Here is a 25,236-nt window from a genome sequence, read left to right on the forward strand (position 1 = left end):
GAGCGGGGCCTCTCCTTAGCAGGCCTGTAAGCCGGATCCTGTCGTGAGCAATCATCCATCTCAAGCGGCCTACCCGGACCTTGGCGGGCAACCTACAAACGGTCCTGCTCGGCCTTGCATCAGGTGGGGTTTACCTGGCCGCCGCGTCACCGCGACGCCGGTGCGCTCTTACCGCACCATTTCACCCTTACCGGCCCAGGACGCTGCAGCGGCCCCGGGCTTAGGCGGTGTTATTTCTGTGGCACTTTCCCGCGGGTTTCCCCGGGTCGGCGTTACCGACCACCTCGCCCTGTGATGTCCGGACTTTCCTCGAGGACGCGCAGCGTCCCCGCGACTGCTCAGCCTGCGCTGCTCAGCATAGCTCGGACCCACACCCCGCACAACGCGCCGTCATCGGCCTCACCCCGCCGCGGACCGTCATCGCCGACCCGCAGACCGGACAGGGCACCGGGCGGTGGGCGGCGAGCGCCTCCCATCGCTCGAGGACGAGATCCTCAAGCGTACGCTCACCACCCACCGCCGTTCGCGCCCGCGCCTCTGACCAGAGGTCAAGCTGTCGGTCCACGGCAAGTGCCCCCATCAGAGACTCCGCATCAACCCGACGACCCGGCCGATCACCTGGACCTCCCGCGAGCGGATCGGCGCCATCGTCGCGTTCTCGGGTTGCAGGCGGATGTGGTCGGCCTCCTGGAAGAACCGCTTCACCGTCGCCTCCGACTCGCCGCCGACGAGGGCGACGACGATCTCACCGTCCCGGGCGCTCTCCTGACGGCGGACGACGACGAGATCCCCGTCGAGAATGCCGGCGTCCCGCATCGACTCGCCGCGGATCCGCAGCAGGTACTCGCCCTCCCCGCCCCCCGCGACCTGCGGCGTCGGCACGTACTCCTCGATGTTCTCCTCCGCAAGCAGCGGCGCTCCCGCCGCCACCTGTCCCAGCAGCGGCAGGCCGGCCCCCGCCCCGCCGACCAGGCCACGCGCTCCCTCGACCGCCCGGTCGAGCAACTCAAGCGCCCGCGGCTTCGTCGGGTCACGGCGCAGCAACCCGAGCTTCTCGAGGTTGGCGAGGTGAGCGTGCACCGTCGAGGACGACGCAAGCCCGACCGCACGGCCGATGTCGCGGACCGTCGGCGGATAGCCGTTGTCCTCCGTGTAACGGCGGATGAACGAGAAGATCTCCTGCTGGCGTTTGGTGAGGTCCACCTCAGCGCCCCCTTTCGAGCCGCCGCGATCGCTGTGATCCGAACATGTGTTCGAACGATACTCGCACCGCGGACGGAACCACGCACGCGGCTATACTCGCCGCCTCCAGCGCGCGTGGCGGAATTGGTAGACGCGCAAGGTTGAGGGCCTTGTGGATGCATAATCCGTGGAGGTTCGAGTCCTCTCGCGCGCACTGGATGAGCACCGGGGGCTCCGCGACACAGGCGCGGGGCCCCCGCTCACTTTGGCGAACCGAGGAGCCTGATGTCCACCGACACCGCAGACGTTGACCGCTTCTCCGCGACTCCCGACGGCCTGAGGATCTGCTTCCGCACCGACGGCGACCCCGGGAACGAGCCGATTCTCCTGATCGCCGGCCTCGGCCAACAGCTCATCTCCTGGCCCGCCGATTTCGTCGACGGGCTCGTCGACGCCGACTTCTTCGTCATCCGACACGACAACCGGGACATCGGCCGCTCCGACCGAGTGCGCCTCCGCCCCCCCGTCCTCTGGCGCCAGATCCTCCGCCGCTTCCCGGCCGCCCAGTACACGCTCGCCGACATGGCCGCCGACAGCGTCGCCGTCCTCGACGCGCTCGAGGTGCCGCGCGCCCACGTCGTCGGGATGTCGATGGGCGGCATGATCGCCCAGACCATCGCCGCCCGCTATCCGGACCGAACGGCGACGCTCACCTCGATCTTCTCCAACACCGGCCACCTGCACAACGGGTGGGTGCATCCGCGCGCCCTGCTCGCCGTCGCCTCGCCTCCCGCTCGTGAGCGTGAGGCGAACGCGAGCGCCTTCGTGGCAATGATGGCGATCATCGGCTCGGCGGGCTTCCCGCTCGATCGGGAGGAGCTGCGCGCGCTCGCCCTCGACGCCTATGACCGCGGCGACGGCGCCAACGCGCACCACGGCACGGCCCGTCAGATCGGTGCGATCTACAAAAGCGGCGACCGCACCGCGGAGCTCGCCGAAATCGCGGCCCCGACGCTTGTCATCCACGGCGACCGCGACCGCATGGTCCACCCCAGCGGCGGCCGGGCGACGGCGCGCGCGATCCCTGGCGCCCGGCTGGTGACGATTCCCGGCATGGGACACGAGCTGCCCCGTCGCGCCCGCCCCCGACTGATCGAGCTCATCTCCGACCACGTCCACCAGTCGCCCGCGGACCCGGCAGCCCGCCGGTGACGCCAGACGGTGGGCCGGCCTCACAGGGCCGGCCCACCGCCACAGCGCACGACACTGAGCTCAGACGGCCTCGGATCCGAGCAGCGGCCCCTCACCCGACGGGTCCATGATGCCGTCCTCGAGCCACAGGTAGCGACCTGAGAGGACGCCCTTGGCGCCGGCCTTGTTCCCGTCATCGGTGTTCGTCCACAGCTCGTGGAAGAGCGTGTCGGCCCGGTGGCGTGCCTGGTGGGCGAACAGGTCGGCGAGCTCGATGGCCTCCTGCTTGCGCTCTGGGTGCTCGCGCCCGATCGTGTCCGCGTAGGCGACTGCCGCGGCGATCGCGAACAGCTCCGCGCCGATGTCGACGATCCGTCCGAGGTAGGCCTGGCGGTACTCGAGCGCCGCCTGATAGCGCCCCATCCCGTAGAAGGTCTGGCGGGCGAGGCGCCGCGAACCACGCTCGACGTAGCGCAGATGCTTGGCGAGAGGACCGAACTCGCTGAAGGAGGACGGGTTGTACCCCTCTCCCGAGGCGAGCTTGGGCAGCCACTTGGCGTAGAAGGCCGCGGCGGCCTTCGCGGACTTGGCCTTCTCCGACAGCCCGGTCTCCGGGTCGAGGATGTCACCGGCGACGGCGAGGTGCTGGTCGACGGCCTCACGGGCGATCAGCAGGTGCATGATCTCCGTCGACCCCTCGAAGGTGCGGTTTATCCGCATGTCCCGGAACACCTGCTCGACCGGGACCGGCTTCTCCCCGCGGGCCTTGAGCGAAGCCGCCGTCTCATAGCCACGACCACCGCGAATCTGGACGAGCTCGTCGATCACCTTCCAGCCGAGCTCGGATCCGTACAGCTTGGCGATCGCCGCCTCGATGCGGATGTCGTTGGACTTGTTGTCCGCGAGCCGAGAGGCGACGTCGAGCATCGCCTCGAGACCGAAGGCCGACCCGGCGATGAAGGCGAGCTTCTGAGCGACCGCGTCATGCTGGCCGACCGGGCGCCCCCACTGGTTCCGCTCGTTGCCCCATTCCCGACCGATCTTCGTCGCCCACTTGGAGACGCCGACACAGATCGCGGGCAGCGCGAGCCGACCGGTGTTGAGGGTGGAGAGGGCGATCTTGAGCCCGTCTCCCTCACGTCCGACGAGGGCGTCGGCGGGGACGAACACATCGGTGAGCTCGGTCACCGAGTTCTCGATCCCGCGCAGCCCCATGAACGCGTTGCGGGTCAGCACCTTGACCCCGTCGGTGTCGGTCGGCAGGATGAAGGCCGAGATGCCGCCCTTGTGGCCTTCGATGCCCTTGGGCACCTTCGCCATCACGACGACAACGTCGGCGATCACGCCGTTGGTCGCCCACAGCTTCTTGCCGTTGAGCCGGTAGCCGCCCTCGACCGGGGTCGCGATCGTCCCGAGCCGGGCCGGGTCCGATCCGACGTCGGGCTCGGTCAGCAGGAACGCGGAGATGTGGTCGGTGGCGACCTTGGGCAGCCACTCACGCTTCTGGGCCTCGTTCCCGAACATCCGCAGCGGCTCGGCGAGACCGATCGACTGATGGGCCGACAGGAGGGTCGCCAGCGCCGAATGCCAGACCCCGACGAGCGCAAGCGCCTTGTTGTAGTAGACCTGGCTGAGCCCAAGCCCGCCGTACTCCTCGGCGACCTTCATGCCGAGCGCACCGATCTTCTTGAGGCCGTCGATGACGTGGTCGGGGATCTTCGCATCGCGCTCGATCTCGAGCGGGTCCACCGACGAGGCGAGGAACTCGCGGAGGGTCGCAAGGAACCGCTCGCCCTTCTCGACGGCGGCCGGGTCGAGCCGGGGCTGGGGGTGAATGAGGTCAAAGCGGAAGTTGCCGAGATACATCTCCTTGCCGAAGCTCGGCAGCTTCCAGTCCGCTTCACGGGCCGCCTCGGCGACCTCACGGGCTTCCTTCTCCGATACGTGCGTAGCGCTCATCGTTCTCCCGTCCTTAGTGGGGGCTAATCAATTCTCCGCTCAAGAGTATTAGGAGGCTCAGCTCAACTCACGCAGACGGCGCCGGTGACGGCGGACCTCGAGGCTGAGCTGGACGATCCGGGCGCTGCCGACGAGCAGGGTGATGACGATTCCGAGGACGACCGCGATCAGCAGCGCGAGCGCCTCGGAGATGTGCCCGCGGGCTCCGAGGAACGAGACGGTGACCGCTTGCGAGTTCTCGGCGATGAAGATGATCACCAGCACGAGCAGGATCGCCGCGGCGCCGATCGCCACCCAGACCCGCCCGGCGAGCGTCTGGCGCGGCCCCCGGCCCGGCGGGGGGCCCGGTCCGGGGCCGGGGGCAGGGGCAGGGGCAGGGGCGGGGGCGGGGGCGGGGGGCTCACCGGCCGGGGGTCGATCGGCGTCGGAGGCGGAGAGGGATTCGTCAGTCATGGTCTGTCAGTTCTACCCCTCTCCGCCGGGGGATAGCGCACACCGCCGTCCGGTCAGGTGCTCTCAGGTCATGCAGCCACTGCCGCCCCAGGCGGCCGCGAGACCGATGAAGACGAGGAACACCGACAGGCAGGTGCTGAGGATGAACGGGCCGACGGTCTCGGCGCCCTCCCGGCGGCTGCGCCATCCGACCCCCGCGACGAGCAACGCCGGCACAAGCGCGATGGCGATGAAGACGACGTCGAAGAGCAGCCCGCTCGCGTCCGTCTTCGTACAGGGCCGGCCGGTGGCCACGGACGCCTCAACGAAGAAGGCGACGATCCCGGCGAGGAGCGGGAGCGCGAGCGCGAGAGTCCACAGCGACCGGTAGCGGGTGGTGATGACGCCCATGGCGGTGAGGGTAGCCCGATCCGTCCTCACACAACCTAATCTGCCGCACACACCGCTTTTACCCCGCGGGCCGATACTCGGGAAGTCGTGCCGTCCCCGTCCTCTCCGTCGCGCCGTCGGCCGCGGACCCGCCGGCCACCCGCACGTTCACCGTGGCGACGCTTCCGCGTCGCGCAGAAGCGCGCACCGCTGCTCGGCGCGCTGACGGTCCTCGCCCTCACGCTCATCGCGGTCGCGGTGATGGCCGCCGGGCGCCCCGCCGGCCCGAGGCCCGCCGGGGCGGGCAGTGCAGCCGCGGGGATCGAACCGGCGGGCGGGACGCCGGTGAACCCATCGGCGTTCGCGGTCGGGGCGTGCGTCGCCTATCCGCCGACGCGGGGCGACAACCACCACACGGTGTTTCTCGATGCGGGCCACGGCGGACTCGACCCCGGCTCGGTCGGAGTGACCGAGAGCGGCCACACCATCTATGAGGCGGATGAGACGCTCCCGGTCGAACTCGACGCCGCGGCGCTTCTGCGTTCCGCCGGCTTTCGCGTCGTCGTCTCCCGCACCGACAGCGGCAGCGGCGCCGTCGCCCGGCTCGGGCCTGCCGACGTGTCCGGCCGTCTGCTCACCGCGGCGGGCGTGCATGCCGACGTCGCCGCCCGGGCCATCTGCGCCAATGACGCCCACGCCCAGGCGCTGATCGGTATCTACTTCGACGCCGGAGCCCCGAACAACGCGGGGTCGGTGACCGGATGGGATGCGGCGCGGCGGTTCGCCTCCGCCAACCTGCGCCTCGCCACCCTCGTCCAGGACGACACCCTCGCGGCGATGAACGCCCAGGGCTGGCAGATCCCGTCCGAGGGGGTTCAGCTCGACAGTGGGCTCGGCTCGGCGATCAGCTCGGCCGCCGAGACCTACGGCCACCTGCTCGAACTCGGCCCCGCCAAGGCCGGCTACTTCTCGACCCCCTCAGAGATGCCCGGAGCGGTGATCGAGCCGCTGTTCATCACCGATCCGTTCGAGGGCTCGATCGCCAACTCGACCCGGGGTCAACGGGTGATCGCCTCCGGGATCGCCACCGCCGTCGAACAGTTCTTCAGGGTCGGCCGGAACTGAAGAATCGGCGCAGGATCGCCCGGCCCGCTTGGGATTGCGGCATGGGACGGTAAGCTCCGGGTCGGGCATGTCCTACGCCGAGGAGACGACCAGCTTCCGGGCCCCCCAGCACGCCACCGCACTCGCTCGTGAGTGGCGCACCCTGACGCGCGTCGCGACGTCCGTGGCGCTCCTCACCTCGCCCGCCTTCTTCGTCGTCCTCCACGACTCCCACCGCGTCAGCCTACCGGCGTCGGTCCTGCTCACGATCGTCGCCGTCGTGCTGTTCCGCGGCCTCGTCGAGGTCATCGCCCGCCGACTGATCCCCTCCCCCAGCCTGCTCGGGTCCAACCAGGCGCTCAAGGCCGATGACATCGTCGCACGGCGACGCTACTGGTTCTGGCGCACGTGGTGGCGGCGCATCCCCACCCTCGCGGTGGGTCTATTCGGCCTCTATCTCCTGTACCTGGTGCTCATCTCGGTGATGGCCTCCAGCGGCGGCGTGCACGGGGACTTCTGGCATCCCGGCCGCGAGCTGTCGAAGGTGCTGCCCGCCGCCGACCTTCCCCAGATCGTCCTTCAGTTCCTCACCCTGTTCATCCAGTTTCCGCTGTTCATCCTGCTGAACCTCGGGATCTTCCTCGGGCCGATGCTGTGGATCTCCGCCCGCAGCATCAAGAGCTACGAGCCGGGTGATGCGAGTTGGGGGGTCAAGCTCGAGGACGTGCGTGGCCAAGCCGAGGCCAAGCAGGAGATCTCCCGCGTGATCAGCCTGTGGCAGTCGGGCGAGGAGTTCGAGCAGGCCGGCGGCAAGCGCGAGCGAGGTCTGCTGTTCCTCGGCGCTCCCGGTACCGGTAAGACGATGATCTCCAAGGCGATCGCGACCTCGTTCAACTCGCCGTTCGTGACGATCCCCGGGTCAGGCTTCGCGCAGATGTTCATCGGGCTGGACGCGCTCACCGTGCAGATCCTCGCCCGGCGCGCCCGCAAGCTCGCCCGCAAGTGGGGCGGCCAGTGCATCGTCTTCATCGACGAGATCGACGCAGTCGGGATGCGCCGTCAGGCGCTTGGCGCCAACGACCCCCGGGGCGGGTACCCGGCGGCACCGTCCTCGGTCACCGACCTCAACTTCTACGGTCCGCACGGCTCCCTTACCCCAACCGGCGACCTGATCATCGAGACCCGTCAGTGGCGCGATCAGCTGTTTGCGATGCGGGCGGCCGGAGCCAGCACGCCGGACGGGTTCGGGGCACGCCTGCGGGCGCGCGCCAACGCGGCGATCCCCGGCATGTTCGGCGGCCAGGGCAACGCGCTCAACGCCCTCCTCGTCGTGATGGACGGGATGGGCGAACCGCCGGCGGTGCGCAAGTGGTTCACCAACCGGTTCAACACGTTCCTCGACGCGATGTTCGTCATCCCCCAGCGCCTGGGTCGCATCCCCCTGCGTCTCCCGGCGGCGCGCCCTCGCCAGGAGGAGATCTACTTCATCGGCGCCTGCAACGTCCCCATTGACGTCCTCGACCCGGCCCTCACCCGCCCGGGCCGGATGGGCCGCCACATCTGGTTCCGTACCCCGACGAAGGAGGATCGCAAGGACATCTTCGACCTCTACATCTCCCGGGTCGCCCACGAACCCGACCTCGACACCGACGCGGGCCGAGACGAACTGGCCCGGATTACGAGCGGCTACTCGCCGGCGATGATCGAGCAGTCCTGCTCCATGGCGCTCACGATCGCCCACTCCGAGGGCCGGCCCGTGTTCTCCCGCCGCGACATCCTCGACGCGATGACGACCGTCGAAGCCGGAACGGCGACGAACATCGAATACATTCCCGCGGAAACCCGCGCGGTGGCGATCCACGAGGCCGGGCACGCCGCTGCGGGCCACGTCTACCTCGGCGATGAGATCCTTTCGACCCGCCTGTCGATCCGCATGCGCGGTGCGTCCCTCGGCCACTACCAGGGGATGGACAAGGACGAGCGCTTCTCGCACTTCCGCAGCCGAGTGATGGGCAGCCTCGTCATGACGCTCGGGGCGATGGCCGCCGAGCACGTCTTCTACGGAGAGAACTCCCAGGGCGTCTCCGGAGACCTGCAGAGCGCGACGCGGACCGCCGCCGCGATGGTCGGCCTGTGGGGGATGGGTCCCGAGCCGGTGGCGATCGACATCGTCGCCCGGGAGGAGGATCGGCCGGACGGGTCAGGCCATGACCGGTTGCGGGCGGCGCTCGACCGAGAGGAACTCGTCAACCGGCGCCTCGAGCAAATCGGCAGCCAGATCATGAATCGAGCCTCCGGCGATTCGGCCTTCGCGCCCGATCCGCTCGCGGCCGTCCTCTCCAGCCCCGGCAAGCAGCGTGCTGCGGCGATCCTCCTCGGACAGGCCTACGTCAGCGCCTACAGCCTGATGGTGAGCAACCGGGCCCAGGTCGAGATGATCGCCGAGCGGCTGTCTGCCGAGCGGGAGATCCACGGTGATGACGTCACGGCCCTGCTCAACGACGTCGGGCTGAGGCGTCCGGAGATCGATCTCGCCGACGACCGGACCTGGCCGACGATATGAGCCCCCCGAGTCCGCACGCCGACCGCTTCCGCGTCTTACTCGCCGCTCTGCTGGGCATCGGGGTCGGGGCGATCGCGATCGCCGCCGCCGTGGTGATCGCGCACGGTCGCGTGAGTTCTCAGAACGCGAACGCCCGAACGCCGAGAACCCTTGAGTGGTCGAGCTGGCACCCGAGCGCGGGCGGCAATGAGGGAGCGACCCAGATTGCCGACTACATCGCGCCGTTCTACCGCCTCACGAACTCACAGCAGCTGGCGGTGGTCACCCCGGTGAACGTCACCCAGCTCACGGCGTCCGGGAGCTTCACCGGCAATGGCCTGACGGTCGCCCTCAACACGGCGAGCGCAGGGTCGGCACCGACCCTGCGGCCGCTCAGCGGTGAGACGGTCGCCTACGACCTGTGCGGCCAGGGCGGCCCCAACTGTGCGCTCGGCGGGACACCCTCGACGCTGCGGCTGCTGCTGCTGCGCCGGGAAGCGCTGGAGCTGGCGATGTACACCTTTGAGTACCTGCCCAAGAGCGAGAACGTGGTCGCCGTACTCCCTCCCGGGCGGTCGAGCGCTTCAACGCACGGTCATCCGGTCACCGTCGCCGTCCTGTTCGTCCGGTCCGAGATCGCCCCCCTCCTCGCCCAGCCGGCCGACGCGACACTGCAGGAGTACCCGCCCACCCTCGCGCAGCTGAAGGCATGGAAACAGACCACTGAGGCCGGACTCGTCGACACGATCACAAGCCGCAATCTGTTCGCCGAGCGGGTCGAGACCGAGCAGACCGGCAGCAACCTGCTCGTCCTCAATCCGCTGCCCGCGCAGTGAAGCCCGCGCAGGCCAGCACGGGAAGCCGGGGGTAGCGGGGGAAGCGCTCCGGTTCCGCGACGGAGCGCCGACAGAGCGAGAACACCGAGCCGCGGCTCGTCGGGACACGGCGCTGGTGGACGCAGCGATCACACAAACCGGCGCCCGGGGCGGGCGGCGGGTCGAGGCTCACGGCTTGACCGCCTTGACGTGGGGGTAGTAGCCGGTGGGGATGCCGTGGCCCCAGGCGAACCCGGGCTGGAGGCGGCAGGGAACGTTGCCCGTCCCCGTCCCCGCACAACTGGCCGATGCCTCACCCCCGTTCCCGATCGCCGCCAACGCCCCCGGGGCAAAGTAGGTGTTGGACCGAACCGCCGGATTGCGGGTGCTCTGCCCGAACGCCGAGTCCGGCCCGAACGTCAACACCTGCCGGACGTAGTTCGCCACCCCAACCGGCTCCCCGAGAGCGTCTGAGGTCGTGTTCGCCGCCGACCGCGCCTGCAGAATCGCGGCGAGATCAGCCATCCCCAACACCAGCTGAGACCGGTAATCGGACACCACGTTGATCACCGGCACCACCTGCTCGGCGAACGGCAACACCGTGTCCACCGCCGGCTTGAGCCCCGACAGGAACCGCGTCACATCCGGCAACACCCGCTCAGCCTCACCGAACACCGCCGGGGTCCGCGCCAGCAGCGACACCAACGATCCCGACAACCCCGTCAGATCCACCAACGCCGGCCGCACCAACCCCACCACCGGCGACAACGCATCCAACGACGGCCGCAGAACCCCCAACGTCCGGTTCACCGCCACCAACCCCGACCGCACCCGCACCAGGAACGCCGGAAACGCCCGGACCGCCGCCGTCAAGGACCGCCCCTCCGCCGACGTTGCCGACACCACCGCATCGCCCGAGGACACCAACGACCCCAACTGCGACCCCCGTTGCCCCAACACCGACAACACCGTCCCCGAATCCCGCACCATCGCCGACAACGCCGGGCCCTGCCCATTCAGCACACCCGCCAACGCATCCAACTCCGAGGCCGCCGGACCGAGATTCCCGAACGCATCGTTGAGATCCTGCCCCCGCCCCGCCAGGGCCGCACCCGTCCCCCCCAAAAACGCCTGAAACTCCCGCTGCACGCGCGGCGTAAAGGCGTTCAACACCTGATCCAACTGCTGAGTCGACCCCACCTGCGCGTTCGGAATCGTCCCCCCGTCGGCCAACTTCGGCCCCGACCGATTCCCCGACGACAACTCCACATACGCTTCACCCAACAATGTCTTCTCACGCAGAATCGCCCGCGTATCCGCCGGGATCGGCACAAACCGCTGCTCCAGATCCATCAGTACCAAACTCTTGGTGCCCTCCGGACGAACGGACACAACCTTCCCCACATTCACCCCCGCCAACCGAACATCCGCATTCGGCACCAACAGGCCCGTCTCATTGAACACCGCCGACACCCGATACCCCTGCGGCGCCAACGGCACGGACCCACCGAACGCCACCCACACAAAAATGATCAACCCCACACACGACAGGGCGAAGCCGATGGAGATGGAGATCGCCTTGAGAGAGGGGGCGCGCGTTACCACAGGCGTCTCACGTGCATCCGAGTCCCTTGAGGAGACCGCCGAGGATCTGCTGGGTGACGCCCGAGGCGTCGGTGAGGCTCGAGCAGGTGGTCTCCAGCAACAGACGCCACGCGGGTCCGTTGGCGTCGGAGTTGCCGACGAAGCTGTCGACGTTGTGGGCGAACCAGGCGAGCCAGTAGAGGAAGCCGGGGTTGCCGTTGCCGGGCACGTAGGCGAGTTCGTTGGTGATGTACTCGAGCGACTTGAACGATTGGGTGAGGTTCGGCGTGTCGGCGAGCAGGCCCGATTCGACGCGCCCGAGGCCGGTCGCCAGCGGGGCGACGGCCGTTTCGAGCGCCCCGACCCGGTTGGCCGGGACGAGTGCGGCGGCCTTGACGAGCGTCTGGGCGTCGCGGAGGGTGCGCGGAAGGTGGGTGGCGAGCGGGATCAGCGCGGTCGCGGTCGGCGTCAGCTGATCGGCAAAGCCGGTGAGACTCGTGAGCGTCTGCCGGGTCTGGGCAAGGTTGTCGGGAAGCTGAGTCAACGCAGAGGCGAGCTGAGTGTCCTGGGCGGCGAGCGCACCGACCGTCGTGTTGGCACCGGCGATCACCGATCCGAGCTGAGCGTCGTCGACGCTGATCCCCTTGGACAGCTGTCCGACGTTGTGGACGAGGTCGGCCAACTCGGTTCGCCGACGGGCGAGCAGGTCGGCGATCGTCTGGGTCTGCTCGGCCGTCGGTCCCAGAGTGGTGAGCAGTTGACGGATATTGGGACCCTGACCCCGCACGCCGGTGTCGAGAGCGGTGATGAGGCTCGTGAACCAGTCCCGGGTATTCACGTCGAGCACATCGAGAAGCTCGTCCGAGCCGATCGGCGAGGTCGTGTTCTGTACGGGAATGGTTCCGCCCGCCGGCAGCACCCCCGCTGAGCGCGTTCCGGGGTTGATGTCGACGTACATGTCGTCGAGCGGGGTCTGCGGGGTGAGCACCGCGGAGGCGTTGCGGTAGAGGTGGGGCACCCCCTTGCTCGGATCGATCTCCATCTGGATGATCCCCTGCCCTGCGTGGAGTTGGACGCCGAGGATCTCGCCGACATGCACACCTGCGACGTCCACCGGCTCGCCGAGGCCGGGCGCGACCGCCGCCGCGGACGGAAAGGCGCCGTTGACCCTGTAGAAGGTCTTGAACGGGTTCGGGAGCCGCTGCTGAATGAGGATGTAGGAGCCGGTCACGAGTCCGACGACGATCAACACGATCAGGATCAGGAACGACCGTCCGTACCGCTTGATCTGAAGTGCGGTCCGTCCCTTCACTTGAACGCCTCCGCGGGGTTGGCCACGAGGTTGGTCGGCAGCGGCTGGCTGGTGCAGCGAACGTCGGGCCGGAAGTCGGCGGCGGTCAGGTCACCGACCCACTGAGGCGCGATCCCCTGGAGCGAGCTGTTGGCGCTGCTCGTTCCCGAGAGCGCCCCAAACAGCTGCCCGACTCCGGGGAGGGAGCCGAGCGCCGTCGGAGGCAGGGTGCCCGTCCCGAGTCCGCCGAGCACACGCAGGTACGGGCCGTTGGCGTCAAAGTTGCCGCTCGCTCCGGCAAGGTTCGGAAGCATATGGACAAGATCCTTCCACACCGGGTCGTGGGTGGAGAGGGCACCGTCCTGCACCTGCTCTTCAAGCAGCGGGGTGACCCGATCGGCGAGGCACGCGGCGGCGGCCTGGGCCGGCGGGAAGAGGCCGGCGAGCTCCGTCGTCGCGGACGGGAAGCGGGTGAGGAGGGTTCGCAGGGTCGCGAGCAGCCGTCCTCGACGTTGCGGGCTGATCACCGCGTTGACGGCGGCGACCTGCCGGGAGAGCGTGGCGATGATCGGCGGGCTCTCCCGCAGGGACGGGGTGAGGGCGACGCTGAGCCTGGCGAGCGGGTCAAGGGAGCGGTTGAGGGCGCTCAGTGACGCAGGGGCGGTCGCGAGTACACCGTCGACGCCGCTGATGCTGCGGCCGATGGCGTCGTCCTCGCCGGCAAGGGTGCCGGCGACCGTGTCGAGACGGCTGACGAGAGACGCGAGCTGAGCGCGATGCGCGGCGAGCGTTCCGGTGACGTCGGCCGTGGAGCTGAGCAGGGTCTGGACGTCCCCGGCGTGGGTGCCCGTGAGGGACTCGCTGACGAGGGCGGCGTCTTTGAGGTCCGGGGTGAGCGCCGGGATCGCCCGCTTGAGCGCCGCCGCCCCGCCGGTGGACTCGGGTTGCCCGGGACGGGGGGAGAAGGCGATGTTGGCCGTGTCGAGCAGGTTCTGCAAGCTCGACCGCGCGGCTGCGTCGAAGGTCGACAGCAGCTGGAAGAATTGGACGGGGGTGGCCGTATGGGTTTCTGAGATCGTGAACCCCTCCGGGGCGACCGGTGCCGACGGGCTCCCCGGCTCCAGCAGCAGGTAGTAGCTACCTTCGAGGAACAGGCGGTCCCGGATCGTCACGGTCGCGTCCCGGTGCAGCGGCAGCGCGCTCGGCTCGAGCGTGAAGGCGATCCGCGTGGCGTTGCCGTCGGCGCTGACGCCGGTCACCTGGCCGACGTTGATGCCCGCGATTCGCACCGGTGAGCCGGAGCGAACGTTGACGCTGTTGGAGACGATCGCGTAATCGGTGTAGCTGGATCCGACGAACGGCAGCTTGTGCGTGAAGGCGTAGTAGGTGACGAGCACGGGGACGATGATCATCACGACGGCGATCGCGAACGGCGACACGCCGCGGCGACGTCCGCCTGTCCTGTGGCGTATGCGGATCGACGGGCTCACGGGACGAGACCGGCCTTGACCCCGAGTTGGTAGACGCCGGCCGGCGGTGCCGTGTTGTCGACGGTCGCGGACGTTCGCCCGCTGTAGCTGAAGGACTGCGTGCCGCTGTAGACCTCGTTTCCGGCCTGGCACTGACCGCCGCCCTCGATCGGGCTGGGATTGATGTGCAGGTCCGCCGACGGCGTCCCGCTGGCGGACTGGATGAGCTCCGCCGGGTCGATGATGGTGTCGGCACGCAGCCAGTTGCTTGCGGTATTGCCCTCACTGAGCGCGGAGGCGAAGTTTCTCAGCCACAACCCGACGACGTTGCAGGAGAACTGCGCGCTCGAGACGGTGTTGAGGATCGCGCCGAGCCCGATGAAGGCGGAGGCGCCCGCGGTCCCCAGGTCGTTGACGCCGAGCACCTGGAACGCCTCGGTGGTGGCCGGGTCGCCAGCGAGGGTCCGTGCCGCCGCCAGGGTCGCCTCGAGCCGGTGGGAGACCGGGGCGAGCAGGCGCAGGGTCGGCGGTGCCGCGGAGAGGAACTCGTTGAGTCGGCTGGCGGCGATCGGCAGGTCGCGGGCAGCCGGCCGGAGCGCGCGGGTGATCGCAGCGAGCTGGGCGAGGATCGGCGTCGCGCGGCTGAGGACCGCGGCGCCGACCGTCTCGGTGGGCGGCAGCTGGGCGAGCGTCTGCCCGAGCGCGGGTGTGTCGAGTGCCCGGGCGGTCGTCGCCCCCTTGGCGAGCAGGTCGGTGAGCGTTGCCGCCTCCGGAGCGAGCGCCCCCGTCGTCGCCGCGAGCCCCTGCAGGAACGTCCCGAGCCGGGTCTCGGGCGCCGCCAGGGTGTCGAGGACGCGCTGCAGCGGGGGCAGCAGTTGGGCGGTGGCGACCGTCGCGTCGTTGAGCTGAGCGCCCCGGCCGGCGAAGGCGTCCCCGAAGGCCTGGGTGACGGCGCGAAGCCCGGCCCGCGTCTTGGGCCCGAACACGTCGAAGGCCTGGGAGATGTCGACGTAGGGGATGTTGTGGTTGAGCGCCGGGTTGGTGGCGATCCTCAATGTGCCCCCGTCGGGGATCGACCCAACACCGGGCCGACGGTGGCCGGGGAACAGTTCGATGTACTGGCCGCCGAGCACCGAGGAGAGCCGCACCTGGTAGGTGGTGTCGGCGGGGAGCGGCTCGAGGTTCCGGCTGATCGCCAGCTCGACCTGGGCGAACGGGTGGCCGTACTGGGCGTCGGCCGGCTCGGGCGTGATCTTCAGGACCTGCCCGACGCGCGCACCGCCGATCCGGACGTCCACGTTCTTGTTGAGCTCGCCGCCGTCGGCAACCTGCACGTTGAGGTTGTAGGTGGGGATGAACGGGATCCCGTTCTCGGCGACGTAGCTGATGTACACGGCGACGATCACGACGAGGATCGTCACCGTGCCGACGAGCACGGGGTTGTCGAAGATCGAGGAGAAGGCGGCGCGGGGAGATCGCATCACTTGAGCAGGTAGCCGAGAAGCCCCTTCAGGGAGCCCGTCGTCGGGGTGTGTGATGGCGTCGCGCTCGTGCCGGTGGCCGTCCCGAGCCCGAGACTGTGGCTGATTCCGGAGTCGAGACGGCCAACCGTTGCCTCGACCCCGGAGAGCAGGGAGGCGGCGGCGCCGCTGACACCGACATGGCTGGCCACCGCACCGTTGGTCTGCGCCCGGGTGGGGGTGCTCGTCGGCGCGTGATGACCGACGCGAGCCGGGGTGACGGCCGCCTGGTTGGCGTAGTGCGCGTCACAGGCCGGGTTCGTCGACGGCGTCGTCGCGTAGTTCGAGCAGGCGCCACTCCCAGGGTAGATGAGCAGGGTCGAGAGCAGGTGGGAGTCGCTGTCGTACTTCGACAACGAGCCGGCGACGTAGTAGAGAACCGACAGGAAGCTCTCTGAGAAGCCGTGCTGGATGAGGTTGACGGTGAGCTTGGCGAAGGAGGCGGTCGTGCCCGCCGAGACCTTGAGATAGTGGCTGATCGCTCCGAGCAGCGGGGTGACCCGGCGTGCGGTCGGGATCGTCTTCAGCAGCGCGGTCGCGAGGCTCGAGAGTGCCGGCCGGGCCAGCGCGGTGAACGGGACGATATGGCTGTCGAGCCGGTTCAGCGCAGGCACGGCGGCGTGCAGTTCGCTCAACAGCGGAGTGCCGTCGGTGGCGACCGTGTTGAGCTGAGCGAGCGCGGGCGTGGAGGCGGACAGGAACGCGGGAAGCCGGTTGATCGCCTGGTTGAGCTGACTCTGGTGGTCGGCGGTGAGCCGCGTGAGGCCTGCGGTCTGACGCAGGAACGCCTGGACGGCCGCCGTGTGCGTGGCCCCCTCCCGGGCGAGTTGGTCGGTCGCGTCGATCGCGGTGGCGATCGACGCCGTCTGGTGGTCGAGGATCCCGATCACCCGTTGGGCGGCGCCGAGCGCTGGGTTTGCGCGCTGCAGGATCGCGTTGATCTCATTGCCGTTTCCGGCCGTGGAGATGCCGAGTTCATCGATGAACACCTGCAGCCGTTCCCGGGTCGGCAGGTTGAAGATGTTGAAGAGGTCCTGGAGGGTGACCGGCTCGGAGGTGTGGGTGACCGGCACTGTCGGCGGGTACCCGCCAACCCCGCGCAGGAGGGGAGCGCTGGCGGTTCCCGGATCACAGTCGAGATAGTTCTCGGCGATCAGTCCGTCGGGCCGGATGATGCAGGTCGCGTTGGTGTGGAAGGCGAACGGGCCGGAGATCGTCGCCTCCACGCGCGCCTTGTCGTTCGGGGTGACGACGACGTTGGAGATGAGCCCCGCCTCGGCACCGGCGATCTTGACCTCCTGGCCGGAGACGAGCCCATGCGCGTCGTCGAAGATGACGTCGAAGCGGTAGCTGTCTGAACCCTGGGCGATCCCGCCCGCGAGCAGGGCGAGCGCGGCGGCGACGGTGAGGGCGAGACCGAGGGCGGCGATCCGTCTCATGGCGCCTGCTGATCGTCAGCGGGGCTGCAGAGCGCGCCGAGGCTGCTCGCGCTGTCCGGATTCGTCCACGGGGCCGTCCCGTCCGCGGAGGGGATCGTGCCGCCGCCAGGGCACGGCCGCACGTTGGTGAAGCGGGCGCCGTTGAGGGCCCCGAGTGACTTGACAGTGTTGCCGAGAAGACTGAGCAGGCCGCTCAACCCCCCGGCGCTCGGCGTCATAAGCAGGCGGGCCTGGAGGTAATGGCCGTTGGCGTCGTAGGCGGCGCCGGTCGATCCGCCAACCCCGTTGAAGAAGCCAGCGACGAAATCCGGCACGTAGGGACGCAGCCCGGTGAGGATCGGGGTGATCCCGCCGAGGCCGTGGACGAGCGTCGCCAGCGCGGAGTCCGCCCGGGCGGACACGGGAACGAACCGTTTCAACGCCCGGTCGGCTTGAGGCAGCAGCGCCTGGAGGGCAGCGACCGTCGGCCTGAGGTTGTTGGCGAACGGCACGGTGACCCGGAGCAGGGTCGCCAGGCGCGGGGCAACCGGGGCGAGGGCGGCGAAGGCCGGATCGACTTTGGTGAGGGTCGTCTCGACGTGCCCGAGGACCCGCGTGGCCTGATCGAGCACGGCGGGAGCCCGGGCGATGCCGTCACTGAGCGCCGCCCGCTCGGCCGCGACTTCCTGCAGAAGGTCGGCGGTATTCGTCACCGAGCCACCGAGCTGACCCGCTTCGGCGGCGAGCGGCGCGGTGAACCGGGCAGTCGAACCGACGAGCCGAGCGAGGGCGTACTTGTCCGAGACGATCTCCGCGCCGAGGTTGGCGATCTGGCTGAGGGCCGGATTGAGGTAGAGAGCAAGCCGGTTGAGCTGGTCGGCCGTCGGCTGGGCGACGAAGGAGGCGCCCGTCTTGATGAAGGTCGTCAGCGCGTGGCGGACCTTGGGGGTGAAGGAGTCCAGGACACTGTCGAAGTCGACGATCCCCTTGGTTTGGCTCGAAGGGAGGACGCCGCCGTTGGCGATCGGGTGGCCGCCGACTCCCGGGGCGAGACTGACAAAGCGGTTGGTGATGCCGGTGAGGCTGAGCTGACCGATCGTCGCCGTCGTCGTCGACGCGAGCGGGTTGAGGTTGGGATCGGTGATGTCGAGCTGGATGTTCGCCAGGCCGTTCTGGGTCACGGTGATCGCCCCGACGCTGCCGACGGTGTGGCCGGCGACGGTAACGAGGTCGCCACCGACGAGCTGGCCGGCGTCCTGGAACTGGGCGTTCACGACGTAGGTCGACCCGCCGGTGAGAAGGACGAGGGCGATCACGACAACCACGACGACACCGGAGCCGAGGCTGAGCAGCCGGATGATCTGTTCCCGGGCCATCAGGTCGGGTTCGCCTCAGCCGCCGATCGGCGAGTTGGGCTTGCCACCCCAGAACAGCTGCGTGCCGACGAGCCCGATCAGGTGGATGCCGATGATGTTGGCGACCATCGATTGCGCGGTCGCCTTGCCGACCCCGACGGGCCCGCCCGAGACGTTGTAGCCGTAGTAGATGCAGACGAGGACGATGAACGTCGCCATGGCGATCGCCTTGATGAAGCTGAAGGCCATGTCGCTCGGGCTCTGGAACTCCCAGAAAAGCTGCAGGTACCCGCCCCGCGAGACCTCGCCGAGCTGGACGACGGTCGCGAAGTAGGAGGCGAAGTAGCCAGCCGCGATCGCGGCCGAATAGAGGAACGGCAGGACGATCCAGGTGGCGAGCAGGCGGGTCGATCCGAGGTAGAGCAGCGCGTCGAAGCCCATCACCTCGAGGGCGTCGATCTCGTCGGAGATACGCATCGACCCGATCTCGGCGACGAACCCGGTCCCCACCTTGGCGGCCATCATGTATCCGAACGCGTACGGCACGACCTCGCGGAGGTCACACAGCGCGGTGATCGCCCCCGTCGAGGATGACGCACCGACCGATTTGGCCGCGTAGGCCCCCTCGATCCCACACTGGAGGCCGAGGATGAACACGAGCCCGAGCACGATCACGGCCGACCCCGTGATGAGGATGCCGGCTTGGCGGATCGTCTCGCCGATGAAGCGGAGAACCCGGCCGGAGACAACCTTGCTGACGATCCGCCCGCAGAACCGGGACGCTTCCCCGAAGGACTCGAGCGCTTCAATCGGTCGGCTGAGGGCACTCACCGCGGAGTGTTGAGGATCGGGTTGGTCGCCAGCAGCGTCTGGGTGAACACATAGTCGATCGAGCCGATCCCGAGGAACGCGATCACCACCGCCTGGTTGACGGCCCGGCCGACTCCCTCCGCGCCCCCGGACGCGGTGAGGCCCTTGTAACAGCAGACGATGGCGATCATCGCCCCGAACAGCGTCGATTTGACGAGCATCGCGAGAAACTCGATCGTCGTCGCCTGGGAGAAGAAGTTGGCAAAGAACGGGCCGACCTGCGCACCGTTGGTGAGCGTGACGAAGACGCCCCCGAGGGTGCCGAACAGAAGCGCGTAGATGCTGAAGAGCGGGGTGAGGAGCATCAGCGAGAGAAAGCGCGGCACGACAAGGCTCTTGATCGGGTCGACGCCGAGCACCATCAGCGCGTCGAGCTCCTCGCGGATCTTGCGGGCGCCGAGGTCGGCGGTCATCGCGGTCCCAGCGACGCCCGCCATCACGATCGCGCACACGAGCGGAGCGAACTCTCGCATCACGATGAGGACGAACAGCCCACCGAGCCGATCGAGCGCGCCCACGAGGTTGAGGAAGTCGCCGATCTCGATTCCGGCCGGACCGTAGGTGAAGGCGAGGGAGGCGAGAATCATCGGAAACCACCCGAGCCGCAGCGCGAAGAGGAACTGGTCGACGAGTTCGGGGCCGTAGTTGTAGGGCGGGGTCAGTGCGGCGACGATCGCCCGCCGAAACAGCAGGACCATCGCCCCGATCGTCTCGATGAACGCCCGAAACGGCTCGTAGATCCTCAGCACACCGACCATCGGTCCGTCACTCCTCCCGTCAGGGACAACCCTGCCCTCCCAGCGAGCGCCATCCTACCCAGAGATACGGGAGCGTGACAAATGGGAACTGCCCGGGATGGATTCGAACCACCGCTACCTGGGCCAGAACCAGGCGTCCTGCCGCTAGACGACCGGGCAATCGGAGGCTTGGCAGGTTAGCAACCGCGGCGGGTCAGCCGCCGGTGGAGGCGAACTGGAGGGTGATCTCCGCCTCGAGCCCGGGATCGAGGATCAACATCACCTGATCTCCGGCGTTGACGACCGAGTCGCCCTTGGGCACGAAGCCAGTGCCGCCCCGGAGCACGGAGATGATCAATGACCCCTCGGGCAGCGAGATCGCCGACACCGGCTTTCCGTCGGCCTCGGATCCAGCCCCCACCTCGAGTTCGATGATCTCGAGGTGCTCCTCCTCGAGCGCGAGGAGCTGGATGAGCCCGTATTCAGGCACCTCGTGCTCGATCAGCCGGAGGATCAGATCGGTCGCCGACACGGCCGGCTGGATCCCGAGCAGCTTGAAATGCTGGAGGTTGCGCGGGTTGTTGACGCGCGCGACGATCCGCTGGACACCGTACTTCTCCTTGGCCACCTGGCAGATGAGGATGTTGTCCTCGTCATCGCCGGTGACGGCGATGACGAGGTCCGCGCGCTGGATCCCGGCGCGTTCGAGCACCCACAGCTCCGTCGCGTCCCCGTATTGGACCGCATGCTCGAGTTCCTGCTCGACGGTCCGGTACTTGTCGTGGTCGAACTCGATCAGGGTCACCTCGCGATCCCGCGCGATCAGCTCGCGGGCGAGGTTCCAGCCGACCTTGCCGGCGCCGACGATGATCACGTACACGGTGTCAGACCTCCGGGGCGTTGAGGGCCATCGCGGATGCCTGGTCGATCGCGATCTGGGTCGGGCAGATCGTGTGCAGGCCCTGCTGGGCGTACCAGGCGGCCCGAGCTGGGTCGGCGACCCGGACGACGACGCGGGGCACGTGGAACCGGCGCTGGGCGATCTGGGCGATCACGAGGTTCGTGTTGTCTCCCCGGGTGGCGGCGAGAAACACGTCCGCCTGCTCGATCCCGGCCTCCATCAACCCGTCGATCTCCAGAGCCGCACCCACGGTGAAGCGGCCGCCCGCGTCCTCCCAGGTGGAGGTCTGATCGCGGTCGAGCCGCTCGTGGGAGAGGGGATCGGCGTCGAGGACGGACACCTGATGGCCGGCGTCGAGAGCACGCTTGGCGACGGCAGAGCCGACGCGACCGCACCCGACGATCAAGATCAACATATCGCGGGAATGTAGCCGAGCGAAGCTACTGGCCGGGAATCCACAGCCGCCCGCTCTTCTGCGCGGGGCCCGGCTCTCCGGGTCGGATCGGCTCGGTCGGTTCGGGCCGGGTCGGCTCCGGCGCGCTGGCCGGTCCTGAACCAGCGACCCCCGGGCCGCTGGCCGCAGACCCGACCGCAGAGCCGCCCGCGCCGCCGATCTGGACGAAGGCCATCTGCAGCTGTGAGAGCGCGTCCCGAATCGACTTGGCCTGATCGGGGGCGACCTCATCGACAAGGCCGAGGTGTGCACGGACGCCCTCAATGGCGAGCCGGACCTGGATCGGGTCCCGTTCGTCCTCGGTCCCGGGAATGAGGCCGGTCTTGCGCATCCCCATGTTCACGAGGGTGACGATGTTCTCGAGCAGAATCTGTTCGATCCGGATCTGCTTGATCTCCGCCTCATAGGCGGCCCGTAGCTCGGCCTCCGTCGGCTGGCGGTCATCCTCGGTCATCGCGTCACCTCCTGGCTCATACCCGCCTGAGCATACGAGTCTCGCGTCGCGGTGACCTCCGCCGCGTAGACCTCCTCGAGTCGTGCGCCCTGCTCGAGCCGGAAGCGCTGGCGCTGGGTTCCGTTGCGGTCGGGCAGGCGAACGTCGATCCCGAGCGCCTGTCGAGCCGGCTCCGTCCAGCTCAACAGCCGCTGGACGGCTGTGCTCGCGGGGTACTCCTCGCCGGTCCCGAGCTCAAGCAGGTCGCCGTCGAGCCCGTAGCGGATCGCCCGCCACATGTTCTCCTCCAACAACCGTCCCGGTAGCGCGCTCTCGGAGCCGCCCCGCCCCTCGTCGACGTCGTGGGCGGCCTGGGCGACCGCCGCGACGATCAGCCGCGCGAGCGCGTCCGACTCTTCAGCGGTTCCCTGTACGTCGCAGATCCGAACCTCGACCGTGCCGAAGCTGAGGTGCGGCCGGACCGACCACCAGACCTGGGTGTACTCGACGATCGAACGAGTTCGGACGAGAAAGTCGATGTACTCGGCGTACCGGGCCCAGTCGCCGAAGGCGTCCGGGATCCCGCAGCGCGGAAAGCTCTTGGTGAAGGTCTGGGACCGCATGCTCGCCAAGCCGCTGTCGCGCCCGTCGAGGAAGGGGCTGTTGGCCGAGATCGCCAGCAGCAGGGGAAGGACCGGCCGCAGACGGTCACATACCCGAACGGCACGGTCCGCGCCGCGGATGCCGACGTGGACGTGCATCGAGAAGGTGTTGTTGCGCCAGGCGACCCAGCGGAGTCCGTCCTCGACCCGGTGGTAGTGCTCGGTGTCGATGATCGGTTGGTCGCGGTAATCGGCCCACGGGTGCGTGCCCGTCGCCCCGAGGGCGAGCCCGTGCCGGTCCGCGAGCGCGAAGAGGGCGCGCCGGTAGCCGTTCTGGCGGCCGATCGCGTCGTCGATGTCGGTTCCCCGCCCGGAACGGATCTCGATCTCCGAGGAGATCAGCTCACCGGCGACCGAGTCGGCCAGCTCCCCCTGCCGCGCGGCCGCCGACAGCTCCTCATAGCGCGGGCTGAGGTCGAGGGTGGCCGGGTCCAACAGCGCGAACTCCTCCTCGAGGCCAACCGTGAAGTCGGTTCCCTCCTCGAACAGCGCACGGCCGGCGGTGAGATCGATGCTCGTCATCTGGGTCGGAGGTTCAGCCTGCTGGCGGGGTCAGGTTAGCGATGGCGTCGATCAAGTCGGCCTCCGGCACGAAGAACGCAAAGCGCTCCTGCCCGTCGAGCACGAGTACGGGGATCCGTTCGAGGTAGCGCGTGAGGAGACGATCATCGGACTCGATATCGACGATCTCCAGCTCGAAGGGATAGCGAGCCTGGACGCGCAGGACCGTCTCGAGCGCGGTCTCACAGAGGTGACATCCGGGACGGCCGTAGAAGGTCAGCCGGCTCACGCCGGGGCCGCCAGCGGCCGTTCCCCGGTGGCGTAGACGTCGAGGCCGAGGTAGGTCGGATACGGCTGAGCGGGCAGGTGCAGGGCAGCGGCGGCGATCATCGCGGCGTTGTCGGTGCACAGCGCCGGCACCGGGACGTCGTGTTCGAGGCCCAAGGCGGCGACGGCCGCACGCAGCGGACCGTTGGCGGCGACCCCGCCTCCGAGCGCGATCCGAGTCGCTCCCGTCGTCTGGACGGCCCGGCGCAGGCGGATCATCAGTGCCTCCACGATCGCCGCCTCGTACGCGGCGGCGAGGTCGGCCCGGCGTCGCGCAGTCTCCTCCGCCCCCAGCTCGCGCGTCTTGTACAGCAGCGCGGTCTTGAGACCGGCGAAGGAGAAGTCGAGTCCGCCCATCCGCGCGCCGACGGGAAACCGGAAGGCAGCCGGATCCCCGTCGGCGGCGAGGCGGGAGAGGGCCGCTCCGCCCGGGTAGCCGAGGCCGAGCAGACGGGCCCCCTTGTCAAAGGCCTCTCCGGCCGCGTCATCGAGGGTTTGGCCGAGAATCTCCGCCGGGCCCTCAGGCCGCGTGACCCGGGCGAGCAGGGTATGTCCCCCCGAGGCGATGAGGCAGAGAAACGGCGGGTCAAAGCCGTTGAGGAACGACGCGGCGAGGTGTCCGTGGAGGTGATCGACGCCGGTGAAGGGCAGCTCCCGTCCGGCGGCAAGGCCCTTGGCCGCCGAGAAGCCGACGAGGAGCGCGGCGACGAGGCCGGGGCCACGGGTCGCGGCGACCCGGGTGATCTTGTCGAGGCCGACCTCGGCCTGGGTGAGGGCCGCGTCGATCACCGGGGTGATCTGCTCGAGGTGCTGGCGGGAGGCGATCTCGGGCACGACCCCACCGAAGCGGTCGTGCACCGTCTGGGAGGAGATCACGTTCGCGTGAATCACCCCGTCGAGCCCGACGACGGCGGCGCAGGTGTCGTCACAGCTCGTCTCGACCGCGAGGATCACTCGACCTCCCACGGGGTGCCGAGGGCCCGCCACATGATGATCGCGTCCTCACCGGTGTCGACGTAGTAGCGCCGGCGGATGCCGACGCTACGGAACCCGTACTGCTCATACAGCGCGATCGCCGGCGCGTTGGAGACCCGCACCTCCAGCGTGACGTTTGCGTCGGCTCCGATCCGGGCAAGCAGCCCGTCGATGAGCGAGCGACCAACGCCAGACCGACGCTGAGCCGGGTCGGTGGCGAGGTTCATCAGGTGGTAGGCCTCCGGGTAACAGGCGCAGATGAGGTAACCGCACAGGTCGCCCTCGCGCCAGGCGCCGAGGCAGATCCCGTCCGCCTTGGCGACCTCGAGGACGAACATCGACAGGCTCCATGGCGTCGGGAACGAACGCCGTTCGACCGCGATGACGGCCGGCAGGTCCCCGTAGGTGAGCGGGCGGATGAGCAGGTCGTCTCGGCCGACCATGGTCCGGATCATCGGGCCACCTCCGCGTCGGGGAGGCGCACATAGCAGGGAAGCACCCGCTCTGGGGCGACCGGTGGGGCGTTGAGCGCGAGGCGGCAGTGCATGCGCGCACTGACGCGATGGAGCACGCTGTCGTCAGCGGGCACGACCGCGCCCGCAGCCTCCAGCGCCGCGCGGAAGCGGACGGCGCCATCACCGACGGCAAGCCGGTCGCGGGCACGCTCGGCCAGGTCCTCCGGTGCGAGCACGCTCGGCACGAGACCGTCCCCGCCGACGAAGATCTCCCCGCGCCGAGCATCGATCACGGCGAGCACGAAGCGGCCTGCGCCCGCCTCCGCCGCCGTGGCGGAGGCGGCGAGAGACGCGAGCGAGGAGACCGGAACGAGCGGCCGCCCGAGCGCACGGGCGAGCCCCTGGGCGGCGGCGATTCCGATCCGCAGGCCGGTGAAGGTGCCCGGGCCGATCCCGACGGCGATGCGCCCGACCTGTTCCCAGCTGCCGCCGCCCTCGGCGAGGGTGGCCACCGCCGCCTCGAGCAGCGCCTGGGCATGGAGGGGACGCCCGCCGGCGGGCGGGTCGACGGCGACCTCAGCGTCAACCCCACGCGCGGCATCCCAGAGCGCGGCGACGGTGAGCGCCGTTGATGTATCGAGCGCGAGCACCCCGGTCGCAGATCCCACG

24 protein-coding genes, 2 tRNA genes and 1 other RNA gene are annotated in these 25,236 nt (G+C 69.1%); 5 read left to right on the plus strand and 22 right to left on the minus strand.

Going from position 1 to position 25,236, the window contains the following annotated elements:
• Positions 1 to 14: 14 nt before the first annotated feature.
• Positions 15 to 347: RNase P RNA component class A (gene rnpB, locus M3M55_RS12905), an RNA gene on the minus strand.
• A gap of 232 nt (positions 348 to 579) precedes the next feature.
• Positions 580 to 1,203 carry a transcriptional repressor LexA gene (gene lexA / locus M3M55_RS12910; protein ID WP_249009912.1) on the minus strand — a complete coding sequence of 208 codons (624 nt, stop codon included), beginning with the start codon at positions 1,201 to 1,203 and terminating at the stop codon, positions 580 to 582.
• A 108-nt stretch (positions 1,204 to 1,311) separates the two neighbouring features.
• On the opposite strand from lexA, the gene M3M55_RS12915 reads away from it, so the two are divergent.
• Together M3M55_RS12915 and M3M55_RS12920 are read left to right on the plus strand one after the other, a co-directional pair.
• Positions 1,312 to 1,396 (plus strand) — tRNA-Leu (locus M3M55_RS12915).
• Positions 1,397 to 1,467: 71 nt separating this feature from the next.
• A complete protein-coding gene (locus M3M55_RS12920; RefSeq protein WP_249009913.1) occupies positions 1,468 to 2,394 on the plus strand; it encodes an alpha/beta fold hydrolase in 927 nt (308 codons plus the stop codon).
• Positions 2,395 to 2,454: 60 nt separating this feature from the next.
• Here M3M55_RS12920 and M3M55_RS12925 read toward each other — a convergent pair whose 3' ends face one another.
• The 3 genes from M3M55_RS12925 to M3M55_RS12935 form a co-directional block, all read right to left on the minus strand.
• Positions 2,455 to 4,332: an acyl-CoA dehydrogenase family protein gene (locus M3M55_RS12925; protein ID WP_249009914.1), complete on the minus strand. Its 1,878-nt coding sequence runs from the start codon at positions 4,330 to 4,332 to the stop codon at positions 2,455 to 2,457.
• Positions 4,333 to 4,389: 57 nt separating this feature from the next.
• Positions 4,390 to 4,785 (minus strand): lipopolysaccharide assembly protein LapA domain-containing protein, encoded by a 396-nt coding sequence (locus M3M55_RS12930; RefSeq protein WP_249009915.1) that lies wholly within the window; start codon positions 4,783 to 4,785, stop codon positions 4,390 to 4,392.
• Positions 4,786 to 4,848: 63 nt separating this feature from the next.
• Entirely contained in the window at positions 4,849 to 5,175 is a 327-nt protein-coding gene (locus M3M55_RS12935; protein ID WP_249009916.1) for a hypothetical protein, read from the minus strand.
• Between the two features lie 87 nt (positions 5,176 to 5,262).
• Between M3M55_RS12935 and M3M55_RS12940 the strand changes: the two genes are divergently transcribed.
• From M3M55_RS12940 to M3M55_RS12950, 3 genes are all read left to right on the plus strand, one after another.
• The gene (locus M3M55_RS12940) at positions 5,263 to 6,279 is read left to right on the plus strand and encodes an N-acetylmuramoyl-L-alanine amidase (protein ID WP_249009917.1); all 1,017 of its coding nucleotides are present in this window, start codon (positions 5,263 to 5,265) and stop codon (positions 6,277 to 6,279) included.
• A gap of 67 nt (positions 6,280 to 6,346) precedes the next feature.
• The gene (locus M3M55_RS12945; protein ID WP_249009918.1) at positions 6,347 to 8,821 is read left to right on the plus strand and encodes an AAA family ATPase; all 2,475 of its coding nucleotides are present in this window, start codon (positions 6,347 to 6,349) and stop codon (positions 8,819 to 8,821) included.
• A complete protein-coding gene (locus M3M55_RS12950) occupies positions 8,818 to 9,636 on the plus strand; it encodes a hypothetical protein (RefSeq protein ID WP_249009919.1) in 819 nt (272 codons plus the stop codon). Before M3M55_RS12945 ends, M3M55_RS12950 begins: the two co-directional genes overlap by 4 nt.
• 168 nt (positions 9,637 to 9,804) lie before the next feature.
• On the opposite strand, the gene M3M55_RS12955 is transcribed toward M3M55_RS12950, so the two are convergent.
• The 17 genes from M3M55_RS12955 to tsaB all read right to left on the minus strand — a co-directional run bounded on the left by M3M55_RS12955 (position 9,805) and on the right by tsaB (position 25,235).
• Entirely contained in the window at positions 9,805 to 11,220 is a 1,416-nt protein-coding gene (locus tag M3M55_RS12955; RefSeq protein ID WP_249009920.1) for an MlaD family protein, read from the minus strand.
• Positions 11,221 to 11,227: 7 nt separating this feature from the next.
• Entirely contained in the window at positions 11,228 to 12,511 is a 1,284-nt protein-coding gene (locus M3M55_RS12960; protein WP_249009921.1) for an MlaD family protein, read from the minus strand.
• Positions 12,508 to 13,980, minus strand: coding sequence for an MlaD family protein (locus M3M55_RS12965; protein WP_249009922.1), 1,473 nt, complete (start codon positions 13,978 to 13,980; stop codon positions 12,508 to 12,510). Before M3M55_RS12965 ends, M3M55_RS12960 begins: the two co-directional genes overlap by 4 nt.
• On the minus strand, positions 13,977 to 15,440 hold the full coding sequence (locus tag M3M55_RS12970; protein WP_249009923.1) for an MlaD family protein: 1,464 nt from the start codon (positions 15,438 to 15,440) through the stop codon (positions 13,977 to 13,979). Before M3M55_RS12970 ends, M3M55_RS12965 begins: the two co-directional genes overlap by 4 nt.
• The gene (locus M3M55_RS12975; RefSeq protein ID WP_249009924.1) at positions 15,440 to 16,918 is read right to left on the minus strand and encodes an MlaD family protein; all 1,479 of its coding nucleotides are present in this window, start codon (positions 16,916 to 16,918) and stop codon (positions 15,440 to 15,442) included. Before M3M55_RS12975 ends, M3M55_RS12970 begins: the two co-directional genes overlap by 1 nt.
• Positions 16,915 to 18,273, minus strand: a complete 1,359-nt coding sequence (locus M3M55_RS12980) for an MlaD family protein (protein ID WP_249009925.1) — start codon at positions 18,271 to 18,273, stop codon at positions 16,915 to 16,917. Before M3M55_RS12980 ends, M3M55_RS12975 begins: the two co-directional genes overlap by 4 nt.
• A gap of 15 nt (positions 18,274 to 18,288) precedes the next feature.
• The gene (locus tag M3M55_RS12985; RefSeq protein ID WP_249009926.1) at positions 18,289 to 19,083 is read right to left on the minus strand and encodes an ABC transporter permease; all 795 of its coding nucleotides are present in this window, start codon (positions 19,081 to 19,083) and stop codon (positions 18,289 to 18,291) included.
• A complete protein-coding gene (locus M3M55_RS12990; RefSeq protein WP_371878699.1) occupies positions 19,080 to 19,871 on the minus strand; it encodes an MlaE family ABC transporter permease in 792 nt (263 codons plus the stop codon). Before M3M55_RS12990 ends, M3M55_RS12985 begins: the two co-directional genes overlap by 4 nt.
• A 97-nt stretch (positions 19,872 to 19,968) precedes the next feature.
• Positions 19,969 to 20,039 (minus strand) — tRNA-Gln (locus tag M3M55_RS12995).
• A 34-nt stretch (positions 20,040 to 20,073) separates the two neighbouring features.
• Positions 20,074 to 20,739 (minus strand): TrkA family potassium uptake protein, encoded by a 666-nt coding sequence (locus M3M55_RS13000; RefSeq protein WP_249009927.1) that lies wholly within the window; start codon positions 20,737 to 20,739, stop codon positions 20,074 to 20,076.
• Positions 20,740 to 20,743: 4 nt separating this feature from the next.
• Complete coding sequence (locus M3M55_RS13005) at positions 20,744 to 21,175, minus strand: TrkA family potassium uptake protein (RefSeq protein ID WP_249009928.1); 432 nt, start codon at positions 21,173 to 21,175, stop codon at positions 20,744 to 20,746.
• 25 nt (positions 21,176 to 21,200) lie between these two features.
• Entirely contained in the window at positions 21,201 to 21,668 is a 468-nt protein-coding gene (locus M3M55_RS13010; protein ID WP_249009929.1) for a hypothetical protein, read from the minus strand.
• On the minus strand, positions 21,665 to 22,831 hold the full coding sequence (locus tag M3M55_RS13015) for a YbdK family carboxylate-amine ligase (protein ID WP_249009930.1): 1,167 nt from the start codon (positions 22,829 to 22,831) through the stop codon (positions 21,665 to 21,667). Before M3M55_RS13015 ends, M3M55_RS13010 begins: the two co-directional genes overlap by 4 nt.
• 13 nt (positions 22,832 to 22,844) lie before the next feature.
• Complete coding sequence (locus M3M55_RS13020; protein ID WP_249009931.1) at positions 22,845 to 23,099, minus strand: glutaredoxin family protein; 255 nt, start codon at positions 23,097 to 23,099, stop codon at positions 22,845 to 22,847.
• On the minus strand, positions 23,096 to 24,103 hold the full coding sequence (tsaD, locus tag M3M55_RS13025) for a tRNA (adenosine(37)-N6)-threonylcarbamoyltransferase complex transferase subunit TsaD (protein WP_249009932.1): 1,008 nt from the start codon (positions 24,101 to 24,103) through the stop codon (positions 23,096 to 23,098). Before tsaD ends, M3M55_RS13020 begins: the two co-directional genes overlap by 4 nt.
• On the minus strand, positions 24,088 to 24,567 hold the full coding sequence (gene rimI / locus M3M55_RS13030; RefSeq protein WP_249009933.1) for a ribosomal protein S18-alanine N-acetyltransferase: 480 nt from the start codon (positions 24,565 to 24,567) through the stop codon (positions 24,088 to 24,090). The genes tsaD and rimI overlap by 16 nt, the downstream gene beginning before the upstream one ends.
• Positions 24,564 to 25,235 carry a tRNA (adenosine(37)-N6)-threonylcarbamoyltransferase complex dimerization subunit type 1 TsaB gene (gene tsaB, locus M3M55_RS13035; protein WP_249009934.1) on the minus strand — a complete coding sequence of 224 codons (672 nt, stop codon included), beginning with the start codon at positions 25,233 to 25,235 and terminating at the stop codon, positions 24,564 to 24,566. The genes rimI and tsaB overlap by 4 nt, the downstream gene beginning before the upstream one ends.
• Position 25,236 lies beyond the last annotated feature (1 nt).

Source organism: Conexibacter sp. DBS9H8, from assembly GCF_023330685.1.
GTDB lineage: Bacteria > Actinomycetota > Thermoleophilia > Solirubrobacterales > Solirubrobacteraceae > Palsa-465.